Here is an 11,595-nt window from a genome sequence, read left to right as displayed (position 1 = left end):
GAAGATTCAGGCGCTTCGCTCGCAAGTCGAATAAACTCCCTGTACCGCGCGAACCTAGGGGCGCAACTCATGGGTAGACGTGGGCGGTACTGATTCGATTTACGGAGGAGAGTAATGCGAGCTTTAACAATCACCCAAAACCTTGCGCGGGTCGTGCGCATTCAGGATCATCTTTGGCTGCTTGCCGTGATGGGCTCTGCCCTGGCAGTTGGTGTGTTGGGTACAAGTACTGCGAGGGCGGAACGCGTGACGCTGAGCTTCAGCGCCGAGCGACCGGAGGCAACCTCTGGCGGGTACAACTTGAGCAGCTTGGTTTCAATGCACCTATTGGGACAGTATACGGTGACCAACCAACTCACCGCCTTCCCCGACATTTCGGCGGACTCTGGACTGGCGACCTGGGCCGACGCCAATCCACTGGTGACAGGCGAGCTCACCTACGATACCTCGCAGCCAGCTGACGTGCTGATCGAGTCTCTCGGGGTGTATGAGTCCGAATACTTCGGTTTGGACTTCGATATGCCGGGACTCGGAGCGGTGAACGAGTCGGAAAGCAACGGACCGATCCGAATCTCAAATTACATGGTTGGCGATGGCATTACGGATCGACTGTTGGCCACGCTGGCAACACTGGACGATCTGCCAGCCCTGCCCAACGAGGTACCTCCGTCATCGAGCGTCAACTTGAGCCAAACGTTCGCCGGCACCGCGATCGCTGCGCAGCTCCCCCCATTCCCGCTAATAATCAAGGTCACCAAATCGCCGGAGGTGCACCTCGAGGAAGCCAGCCTACTGATGGTTGCCAACGACAACTCGATGTTCGAAACGGCCGAACTGCCACTCGAACTGAATCCGGACGACTTTCAGACGCTGTTCAGGATGTCCACGGTATCGGACTTCAACTACGAGGTCCTTCCCGAGCACTACAGCGACCTGGCCCAGTTCGAGATTGCTGAGCAATTTGTGGCCGACCACCTCACCAGCCTGTCGCTCACCAGCATGATCGACTGTCGCGTCACCTCGTTGGCCGTGTCGGCGGTGCCCGAGCCCAACCCGCTGTGGCTGCTCCTCGGGGTGGCGATACCACCGCTCTGTCGGCGAAACCTCGCGGCACTAGTCCACGACTAACTGCGATATCCCGTCTCCGTAACCTCACCACACCGCGTCGATTGGCAAGCTGCGGCTCCGCGGCAGTAGAAACCTGTGTCGGACGACGTGGTTCAGCTTGCTTCAGGTCTTCTCGAAGCTGGTGAGGAGAGCTGCCCCGACTGCGCGTTCGGAAGTTCCCAATCCGACAGAGGTTGTGACAACCTCAGCGGCCTAGATGCCAGCGCGTTTGCGGGAGGAGAGTTCCAGTGCTGTCGCGAAGCACCTAGCTTGAGATCACATTCGGCAACCCGCTACAATAGGATTCTGCTTTACTGAAGGTCTCCTTCAGTATGCCAGGATTACTGAAGAAGTGTCTGTCTAATAACAAGTTCTGTCACCAAGGAGTCATCCACATTGCATCGCATCATTTTGTATGCAGCGACGCTCGTGCCCGTCGTCGGGTGCAGCTCTAAGTCTTCCGACACAACATCTGAGGCAACAGAGGATTCGGCAATGGTGAACATTGACCTCGCTGACGACACGTTCAAGAGAATCCTGAAAAAGCACGGTGAAGACGTGGATCCGTCAAAGATACCAAAGCCGCAGCAGACCGTGATGCTTGTCTACCATTCTTACGGCATACTCGGAAACGGCGGCTTTCAGTATCTCTTCGAGGGCGACTTTCCTGGTGATCCCGAATTTCTACTCACTCGGCAAGCTTATAAGACGATTGGTGCGTCAGACGCGTCGGCCGCTTTCGAGAAGGCGTTTGCAGTCTTTCCGAATTCAACGCCGCCGGCGGATATTGATCGCCGGCTCGAAATGTGGCAATCGAAATACAACCTTCTCGATTCCATGAAGGATAAGAGTTCGCCGGATTCAATGTACTTTAGCGCGATGGACGGCGTGATGGAAAAACTCAACGGATATATCAAGGCAAACGAAGCAGAATTTGCGTCGTTGCCCAAATAGGTGACAGAACAATCGCATGCACCCGACCGGAATGGGCCGTCGGGCTTTTTTTCGCGAAATCAAAGTCACTCGCGCCCATTTCGGCGGGTGATGCTGGTCGTTATGGGTCTCGTCGACAGCTCTTCAACTCCCCGCGGTGTGAAGATTTAGGAAGCCGGGGCCTCGAGGTTACATTTTGGGTGTTTAGCAGCATCCCATCATGTGCCCCCAGGAGGCCCCGTCCTGTCGCTCTTTAGCTCCCAGAAACGCTTGAATAGGCCGGGTGTAAAAACTTCGCCGTAGAATTCACCCTGCAGTTTGATCTAATGGAACTGCCGGGCGTTGCGTGGCTCGTTGTTTGGCAATTGGGAGGTGAGTAGGTCGGCGGGGGGCCGAAGAGTTTTTGTCCCACCTGCGGGCCACCCTGGGGGAAACTCTTGCTGTGGTTTCATGGATGCGAGCGGTAAGTCGTTTGTATCAAAAGACTTATGCAATTGCTTGTCGTGAAGCCCTGCCGGGTTTTGGTACCACCAATGGAAGTTCCCCTGCGAGACATCGGGACCAAAACTCTAAGTGGCTTGAGGGGAAGGGTTTAGGGCGAAGGGGGTCTATCCCCCCTGGGGACAACGGGTGGTTGCGATTCGGCTGGATCGGAAGCTGCCCATCCAGCTTGGCGCCCCGGGTGCTAGCACCGCGGGCGAATCGCTCTTTAGTGGGATCTGTGAATCTGATACTACCCGCAGCAGCAACTAGCGCGGCGACGGACCGTTGCGCTGACTCGAATAATGAATTCCAACTGACCCAACGGAATTGGGAACCCTGAGCCATGTCCAAACCGAAGTCGCGACGTCGTGTACTGCTTCCAGCAATTCTGGCAACGACCCTGTTGGCGGGTGGCGGCGTGGGAGGTTTTCTGTGGCTGGGGACCGGTGGTTCGTCGTTGAGCGAAGAAACCCAAAACGACCTGGACGCCGGGTTTGCATCGGCCCAGGAAGAGCAGACAGAGGAGCAGGGGAACGACACGCTGGAAGGCCTGGCCGGGGCGTTCAAACGCGAACAAGCAACCAAGGCCCAACCGACGGAGGTAGAACAACCGGTCGAGAACGACTCGGCCGAGAGTCTGGCAGTGGATACCAGTATGGGTGAGCTCGACGCAGTGCCCGAAGTGCCAGCCGATCGCTATGCAGCGGCCGACGCGCCGGTGGAACCGGCTCCGGTACCTCCGTTGCCTGCAGTCGATGACCGCTACGCGGCATTGGAGCCCACCGAGGCGGCCGATGCATCGCTCGAGGAGATGTCGGACGAGCCGCACGGCGCCGACGAACTGGTGGCCCGAGGTCAATCGCCAGTAGGTGCTTTGCCTGCAGCCGAGCCGATGGCGTCAACCAACCCGCTGCGCGGAGGTAGCGAGAGTGCGAGTCCCTTTGGCAACGATGCACCGACGAGTGCAGCACCGAGCGATGGCGGCCAGGCGTTGCCGGCCAACAATCAGGCGGCACAGAACGCTTTCACTACTCCCGTAGCGATGCCCATGGAGCAGACGCAGGGCGGTTACCGTCAACTGGAAACCCCGGTGGAAGCACCGGCGCCGGCCGACAATCCGCTCCGCACGGCTTCGGTGCAGCCCGAGCCGGCTGGTTTCGATGGTGCTCAACCGCTGGCGGCGGCGCAACCAATTGGTGCACCGCCTGCCGAGGACGGCTACGAGCCCGCCCCCATGGACTCGGCTCCCATTCAGTCGGCTCCCATCGAGCCGATGGTCGCTGAGCAAGACAACTATCGTGGTGGAGGTTTCTCGGAGCCCGCGGCAGATGCGTTTGCTGCGTCGGCGCCGGTCGAACGTGCTCCGGAGGGAGCTTCGTCCCCCATGGAAGCGTACGACGCCCAACCCAGCTACGGCCAATCTGGTGGTGCACAACCGGTTGAAGCTCAACCCAGCTATGAATCGCAGAATTCGTTCACTTCGCAACCGGCCACGATGCCCAGTGGTGCGGCGATCGATGAAGGAACCGGCCGACCCGGCGAGCGCGCGTTGGAAGGTCCGCAGCGTCCGTCGCTGGTGTTGCAGAAGTTTGCTCCGGAAGAGATTCAGGTTGGCAAGCAGTGCAAGTTTGTGATCAAGGTTCGCAACATCGGGCAGCGTCCCGCCGACAACGTGGTGGTCGAAGACGAGGTGCCGCAGGGCACTCGACTGGTGGCCGCGCAGCCGCAGGCCGAGACAAGTGGTCCGAGCCTGGCCTGGCAGTTGGGCACGCTGTCGCCCGGTGAAGAGCGGACCATGGAAGTGGAATTGATGCCGACCGAGGAAGGCGAAATCGGCAGCGTTGCCAAGGTAACGTTTGCTTCGCACGCGTCGGCCAAGACACGCTGCACGCGGCCACAACTGGCACTGCGCATGAGTGCCCCCGGCGAGGTGCTGATCGGCCGCCAGCAACGCATCACCATTGAACTACATAACCCCGGAACCGGCGACGCCACGAACGTGATGCTGCTGGAAAACGTGCCGGAGAACGTCCGTCACCAGGCTGGCCCAGCGCTGGAACTGGAGGTCGGTACGCTGCGTGCCGGCGAGACACGTCGGCTGGAACTGGTGCTGACCGCCGAGAAGCCTGGCGTGGTGCAGAACGTGCTCACGGCCCGTGCCGATGGCAACTTGCAGGTACAGCAACAGGTGGACTTCGAAGTGATTTCGCCCGCCCTGTCCGTGTCGGTCGATGGACCTTCGCGACGCTACCTCGAGCGACAAGCCACCTACACGGTAAATGTCGACAATCCCGGCACCGCCCCGGCGAAAGACGTGCAATTGGTAACCAAGCTGCCCAAGGGTATGCAGTTTGTACGGGCCAACAACTTGGGTGAGTACGATGTCGCGACGCACAGTGTGTATTGGTCGCTGGCCGAGCTACCCCAGGGACAGCAAGGCTCGGTAGAGTTGGTCGCCATGCCAATTCAGTCGGGCGATCACGCCATTGAAGTGGAAGGCCGAGCCCGCGAAGGTTTGGAAGATCGTACCACGCAGCCGGTGCGGATCGAAGGTCTGGCGGCCATCATGTTCGAAGTGCACGACGCCCAGGACCCGATCGAGGTTGGCGGCTCGACCAGCTACGAAATTCGCGTGGTGAATCAAGGTTCGAAGGCCGCTTCTAATGTTCAAGTGACCGCACTGATTCCGCCCGGCATGACGGTGACCGGCGCCCAGGGCGAGACGCGTCACCACGTGGAAGCCGAGGGCGTGGTGTTCGAGCCCCTGGCGCGACTGGCGCCGAAGGCCGATACCGTGTACCGTGTCGACGTGCAGGGTAAGAAGCCCGGCGATCAACGGGTGTTGGTCGAAGTTCGCACCGACGACATTACCCAGCCGGTCCGCAAGGAAGAGAGCACCCGCGTGTTCGGCGAAGAGTAGGGGCTACGCGACATCGCGCTCGCGCAAGGCGGCAAGATGGTATCCCACACTTTCGGCCAGCATGTCGGGGTGATATCCCCCTTCCAGCAAACTGACGATGCGCCCGCCGGCATGCACGGCGGCCACGTCTTGCACCGCGAAGGTGAGCGACTCGAAGTCCTCGCTTTCCAATCCGAGTGAACCGACGGGATCGAGCCGATGGGCATCGAATCCCGCGCTCACCAGCACGAGCTGGGGCTTATGTCGATCGGCGTAGTCGCTCAGCGCATGCGTGAAGTCGGCCAGGTAGCGATCACGCGAAGTGCCATACGCGATGGGCAGGTTGAGCGTCGTGCCGAGGCCATCGCCGGTGCCCGTTTCGTCCGCCGCCCCCGTGCCGGGATAGAACGGCGAGCGGTGGATCGAGAAGAATGCCACGCGGGGATCGTCGTAAAACAGGTCCTGCGTGCCGTTGCCGTGGTGGACGTCCCAGTCCACGACGAGCACCCGTTCGAGCCCGTGATTCTCGATGGCCTCGCGGGCGGCCACGGCCACGTTGTTCACCAGGCAGAAGCCCATGGCGTGAGAATGTACGGCGTGGTGGCCCGGCGGTCGGGTGAGGCAAAGCGCCTGCGTCGTTTCGCCAGCCAAAACGCGCTGCACGGCGTCGACGGCTGCCCCCGCGGTGAGCATCGCCACCCGGTACGAGGCCGGGGAGACCAGCGTGTCGGGGTCGGGCTGGCCACCTCCCTGGGCGCAGAGCTGCTGGATGCTCTGCAGGTATTCGGCATCATGCACCTGGGCGACCAGCTCGAGCTCGGCGGGCTGCCAGGCGTCGATTCGGTCGCCCCGCCAAATGTCCCGCGAGTCGAGATAATCGGAGACCGTGGCCAGGCGTTTGGCGTTTTCGGGGTGGGCCCCGGTGTGGTGATCGAGGACCTGGAGATTGTAGTAGATGAGTGTCATGAGACCGTGTGCGCCCGCAATAAAACCAGGGTAGGCCAACGATTTGCTGATAGAACCGGCTTTTTCGCACCCTCCGAGGGCGTTGCCTGCCGGCGACGTGCTAGCTCAATTCTTGATTTTAGGCGGTTTGGTTGCTAGTCTGGAAGGAGTGGCAGCCGGCGTAAGTGGTTGCCATTTTTCACTTTATCGTGCCTGTCCGGGGAATACGACACCCTGGGGCGGGGCACCCCTGTTCGAGGAACTGCCGTGCTATTTGTTCGCCATCTTGCCGCTCGCACTTTGTCCGGTCGGTTGTCGGTATACTCGCTCGCGCTCATCGCTGCAGTGGTGGCCGCACCGTGTGCCCGGGCTCAGTTCCAGTCGTTGCCGATCGACGAGTCGGCCAAGCGACTCGGCATGACCCGCGCAAAGAGCTATGCCCGAAGCCCGACGGATGATGCCGAACGCAGAAGAGAGTTCGGTCTATTTATTAAGAACTACTACTTGCCACTGATGACTCAATACGACGCGGCGTCGTTGGGCGAGTTGGCGAGGCTTCGCAGCGACTATGTTCGCAGCTTCCTGCGCAATGCCGATCCAACCGTGGCGAAGGGGGTGACCACCGTTACCCTTCCCGTCGTCAAGCAAGTCGTGGAGGCCAGGTGCCATCCCGCGGTGCGATACAATGCAATGCTGCTGATCGGCGAACTCGATGCGGAGTACGCGAGTCGCGGAGGCAGTAGCGAACCGAAGCCACTGCCAGAAGCCAACGAGTACCTCACGAAATACGTTTCGGATGGCATCAACGACGCTGGTACCCCGGCACCATTGATTGTGGGCGCGCTGATCGGGCTGGAGCGTCATGCCGCCGCGTACGAGGGATTGCCCCCAGCGAATCGTACCGCCACGGCGAACGCTCTGCTGGCTGTGCTGGAGAAAGACGACATGCCGCACGACATTCAGCCAAGCGTCGCGCAATGGATGAAAGTAATTGCCGCCCGCGGTTTGGCAGGATTTGGTGCACTAGGCGATGGCAATAAAGTGCACCTGGCCATGATGAAGGCCATTGGCGATGAGGATACGCGACTGAACACGCGAGTTCGCATCGCCGAGCAACTGGAAGCCTATAAGGCTGCATACCAGTCGGCCACTGGCATCGACGAGCAAAAGACCGCCCAGACCATGCTGCAGTTGGCCACGGACATCACGTCGGACGAGCAGGAGAGGGCCGTGGAATTCGAAGAGAGTGTCTTGGGCCCCGGTGGTGGCATGGGCGGCATGCGAGGCGGATACCGCGGCGGATTTGGGGGAGGATTCAGCGGCGATGCCGAACTGCCCAGCGAATATCAGGCCCGTCGCGTACTGCTGCGTCTGAGCGGCTTGAAGAAGGGCATCGAAGCCGTGAAGCCCACGGTAAAAGATGCCCGTTTGGTTGGCATGCTGGATGACGTGGTGAAGGCCATCAACCCGGTGATCAGCCAGGCCGCCGATCGCGACATCGTCGAACTGACACTGGCCGACAACATCAAGCAAATGGCCGCTTCCGTTGCCGACACCACGGCCGCACTTGGCGTGGAGGCCGTCGAGGCACCACCCGAAAGTGACGAGGAAGCCGCTGAAGAGATGATGGAAGAAGGCGCGGCCCAGCCCGGGGCATAGACTGCCTCGCAAACTTCTACTGCTCCAGCCCGCAGGGCTCTGCGGTCCGACCGTGTTTGCCGTTCGGCAGCCCTACAGCGAGGGCTGCGTGGAAGCCGGCTGCCGTGTAGCGCTGGTAACCAGTGCGTAGGCACCGAACAGCAGCGACATGTAGAACAAGTCGCCGGCAATCATCTTGGCGTAGAACGGAATGCCCGCGGCGTAGCACGCTGCCAGGCCCGTCAGGTTCGACGAGTAAAGCATGTTGCTCCCGCCCAACGCATCTACGGCCCACACGGCGAAGTTGGTGGTCAGGAAGAACAAGGCCGAAGGCGCCAGCGCGCCGACCGTACCACGCGTAATGGCTTGAAGCTTAGTTTGGCTGGATCGCAACCAAGGACCAAGTACCGCTGGCAACAACATGGCTGCCCACACGGTGGCCATCACCCAGCGGCTGCTGTGCACCGGCTCGGCGAAGTCGCTGATCGCGAGCGCCGCCAGCGGCACCATCGCGGCGATCAGCCGATTGCGAAAGTAGAACCCGGCGAACAACGCGGTCGCGGCCACTGGCGTGAAGTTCCAGTCGGGGCGGCCCATCCGGCCAACCACGGCGATGACAACGAGAAGAACGAAGACCAAGTGATCGCTGTTGAGTTGCAAGAACCGTCGCACGGCAGAATCCTCTTAAAAATCAGGTGCCAAAAAGCTGTTAGCCAGCTTTCCCTATTATTCGTATGTGGCGAACTTCCACAAGACACGGTCGCCCGGCTTCACGGGCTCGACACCGATACTTCGCTGGGCGAGTTCGCCGTTGACTTCATACAGCCAGTTTCGACCGTCCGAGCCCTGGCTCTCCAATCCCGCTAAGCTGATCAACAATGCAGAATCCCCTGTGCCCTGGTAGCTGAACTGCCACCGCGAGTCGGCTTGCTCAGCGGCCACCAACGCGTCGAGCACTACCATTCCAGGCTGAAACGCGACCGTAACGGTTGGCAGGGAAGGTTCGCCCGAGGTGAGCAGCGTGATGCCCTCGGCGGGGGCGATGTCCGTTTTTGCGGGCTGGGCGTTGCCGTCGGTGCTCACCCGAGTGACCGACTGCTTGGCGAAAAAATTCACGGCCAGCACGATGCCCAGCACCCCCAGCAGCAAAACGGCGATCAGCCAGTTTTGCTTGTTAGAAGGGGAGGTTTCGGCAGCTTGGGGCGACTCGGCCATGACAACTAGTTGGCCATACATGGTGGACCCTGTCAATCGACCCATGCGTAAAATGGAACTGCAGCCAGACGCAGCACAAACTCGCAAAGGGCCGTTGCCTCCTAGTTCCCGCGATCGTTGTAGGTTACCTTGAACATCACATTGGCGAGTGTGGAGGAATGACTCGCCCCGGTCCTTGTCGAAGCAATCGCCATGACGGCTTTTCGCCATACCAAGCTCGACTTTCCGCTGACAGGCATTGCACGTTTGTCGCTCGACCATGCCGAGCACAGTCTGAACGTGCTCTCCCGCGATCTGCTGGAGGAAATCGACGCGCACCTCGACGCACTTTCTGAGCGAACGGATATCGTAGGCCTGGTGATTACCAGTGCCAAGCCTGGCAGTTTTATTGCCGGCGCCGATCTGAAAGAGTTCGCGGCGTCGCTGGATCAGCCGGCCGATGTGATCATTGCTGTCAGCCAGGAAGGCAAGGACCTGTTTCGCCGCTTGTCGACCTGCAGCTACGTAACGGTGGCCTGCATCGATGGCATTTGCGTTGGCGGCGGTTTGGAACTGGCCATATGGTGCGATCGTCGCATCGTCACCGATAACCCCAAGACACAGCTCGGCTTCCCCGAAGTGAAACTCGGACTGTTCCCCGGCTGGGGGGGCACCGTCCGCACGCCGCGCGTCATTGGATTGGCCAATGCCGTGGAGATGATCACCAGCACGGCGAACTCCAGCGGCGTGGAAGCCTACAAGATGGGGCTGGCCGACGATATCGTGCCGGCCGGCGAAAAGGTGGAGGACCATCTGTTGGAAGCGGCAGCGCGGATGATTCACGCCGACCGCGCAGCGGGCACCTATCTTGCCAATCGCGAGAGGTGGAACCAGCCGATCGCGATGACCGAAACCGAACTCGCCTTCCTGGGCGCGACGGCCGTGGCCATGATCCAGAAGGAGACAGGCGGCCACTACCCGGCCCCCGTGGTGGCGTTGGAGTTGCTGCTCGAGTCTTCCATGGTCGATGCCGATGCGGCGTCGAAGATGGAATCGGAGCAGTTTGCCCCGCTGTTTGGTTCGCCCATCAATCGATCGCTGCTGAACGTGTTTTTCCTGCAGGATCGCAATAAAAACGGAGCGGGAGCAAGTCGCAAGACGAAGGAGCAGAGCCTGGGAGTGATTGGCGCCGGCACCATGGGCCAGGGCATTGCAGCGGTTGGTTTGCGGCGCGGCGTGGACGTGCTTCTGGCCGACAACCGCTCCGATGCCCTGGCGGCCGGTGAAAAGTCGGTGCTGAAGGAAGCCGCCTACGATCGCGAGAAAAAAGGTCCCGACCTGGAGAAGGTGCTCGACCTGGGCCAACACCTGGGGACCGTAACCGAGTCTACCGAAGTCGGTGGGTGCGACATTGTGGTCGAGGCGATCATCGAAGACGCGGCCATCAAGCAGAAGTTGTTCGCCGGAATCGAACCGATCGCCAAGGACAGCACCGTGCTTTGCTCGAACACGTCGACGATTCCCATCACGAAGCTGGCTTCGGGCTTGAAACACCCCGAGCGGTTCTGCGGACTGCACTTCTTCAACCCAGTGCGGAAGATGCCGTTGATCGAAGTGATTCGGGGCGAGAAGTCGAGCGACGAGACCATCGAACGCGCTGCGGCATTTGCCCGGCAGCTGGGCAAGTTTCCCGTGGTGGTGAATGATGGTCCAGGCTTTCTCGTCAATCGGCTGTTGCTGCCCTACATGAACGAAGCAGCCGTGCTGCTGGGCGAAGGCGCTACGATCAAGGCGATCGACAAAACGGCCAAAGAGTTCGGAATGCCGATGGGCCCCATCGAGTTGCACGACGTCGTGGGGCTGGATGTCTGTCTGCACGCTGGCAAGGTATTGCAGGAAGCCTTCAGCGATCGCGTGGTGCCCACGCCCGTGGTCGACAAGTTGGTTTCGGCCGGTCGGTTGGGGCAGAAGAACGGCAAGGGCTTTTTCGACTGGAAGAAAGATAAACGTGGCCGCTGGAAGAAAGAGCCCAGTGCCGAAGCCGATGCCATCATCGCCCAGCTGGCCGATTCGGCGAGCCAATCCCACGATTTGACCGATCGACTGTTGTTGCCGATGCTGGTGGAAGCAACCCGCGCCGTGGAAGAGGGCATCGTGGACGACGTTCGCGATGTCGACCTGGCCTTGATCATGGGCATTGGCTTCCCGCCATTCCTGGGGGGCTTGTTCTTCTGGGCCGACCAGGTGGGCGCCGACACGATTGTTGAAAAGCTCGAGCAACTCAAGTCGCTCGGCAAACGCTACGAACCAACCAAGATGATACTCAACCGAGCCAAAGAGGGTTCGAAGTTCTACGCCCGTTGAATCCGAATCGCTGATCCTGAAACCTGACCCAC

The 11,595-nt window shown here is 60.4% G+C and carries 8 protein-coding genes; 5 read left to right on the top strand and 3 right to left on the bottom strand.

From position 1 onward, the window contains the following. The first annotated feature begins 114 nt into the window (after window positions 1–114). The 3 genes from NG895_RS00835 (at window position 115) to NG895_RS00825 (ending at window position 5,443) form a co-directional block, all read left to right on the top strand. Window positions 115–1,128: a hypothetical protein gene (locus tag NG895_RS00835; RefSeq protein ID WP_252850540.1), complete on the top strand. Its 1,014-nt coding sequence runs from the start codon at window positions 115–117 to the stop codon at window positions 1,126–1,128. A gap of 375 nt (window positions 1,129–1,503) precedes the next feature. Further along, a complete protein-coding gene (locus NG895_RS00830; protein ID WP_252850539.1) occupies window positions 1,504–2,061 on the top strand; it encodes a DMP19 family protein in 558 nt (185 codons plus the stop codon). 805 nt (window positions 2,062–2,866) lie between these two features. Next, window positions 2,867–5,443, top strand: coding sequence for a hypothetical protein (locus NG895_RS00825; protein ID WP_252850538.1), 2,577 nt, complete (start codon window positions 2,867–2,869; stop codon window positions 5,441–5,443). A 3-nt stretch (window positions 5,444–5,446) separates the two neighbouring features. On the opposite strand, the gene NG895_RS00820 is transcribed toward NG895_RS00825, so the two are convergent. Continuing rightward, entirely contained in the window at window positions 5,447–6,388 is a 942-nt protein-coding gene (locus tag NG895_RS00820) for a histone deacetylase family protein (RefSeq protein WP_252850537.1), read from the bottom strand. A gap of 246 nt (window positions 6,389–6,634) precedes the next feature. Here NG895_RS00820 and NG895_RS00815 point away from each other — a divergent pair, with 246 nt between their 5' ends. Further along, window positions 6,635–8,026 carry a hypothetical protein gene (locus tag NG895_RS00815; RefSeq protein WP_252850536.1) on the top strand — a complete coding sequence of 464 codons (1,392 nt, stop codon included), beginning with the start codon at window positions 6,635–6,637 and terminating at the stop codon, window positions 8,024–8,026. A gap of 72 nt (window positions 8,027–8,098) precedes the next feature. Here NG895_RS00815 and NG895_RS00810 read toward each other — a convergent pair whose 3' ends face one another. Together NG895_RS00810 and NG895_RS00805 are read right to left on the bottom strand one after the other, a co-directional pair. After that, on the bottom strand, window positions 8,099–8,677 hold the full coding sequence (locus tag NG895_RS00810; protein WP_252850535.1) for a DUF6580 family putative transport protein: 579 nt from the start codon (window positions 8,675–8,677) through the stop codon (window positions 8,099–8,101). Window positions 8,678–8,731: 54 nt separating this feature from the next. After that, window positions 8,732–9,241: a DUF4430 domain-containing protein gene (locus NG895_RS00805; RefSeq protein WP_252850534.1), complete on the bottom strand. Its 510-nt coding sequence runs from the start codon at window positions 9,239–9,241 to the stop codon at window positions 8,732–8,734. 171 nt (window positions 9,242–9,412) lie between these two features. On the opposite strand from NG895_RS00805, the gene NG895_RS00800 reads away from it, so the two are divergent. Further along, the gene (locus NG895_RS00800; RefSeq protein ID WP_252850533.1) at window positions 9,413–11,563 is read left to right on the top strand and encodes a 3-hydroxyacyl-CoA dehydrogenase NAD-binding domain-containing protein; all 2,151 of its coding nucleotides are present in this window, start codon (window positions 9,413–9,415) and stop codon (window positions 11,561–11,563) included. The last annotated feature ends 32 nt before the right edge of the window (window positions 11,564–11,595 follow it).

The organism is Aeoliella straminimaris (assembly GCF_024054565.1).
In the GTDB taxonomy this organism is placed as follows: domain Bacteria; phylum Planctomycetota; class Planctomycetia; order Pirellulales; family Lacipirellulaceae; genus Aeoliella; species Aeoliella straminimaris.
Note: the sequence above shows the minus strand (reverse complement) of the source record. Positions and strands in the feature narration are given on the sequence as shown.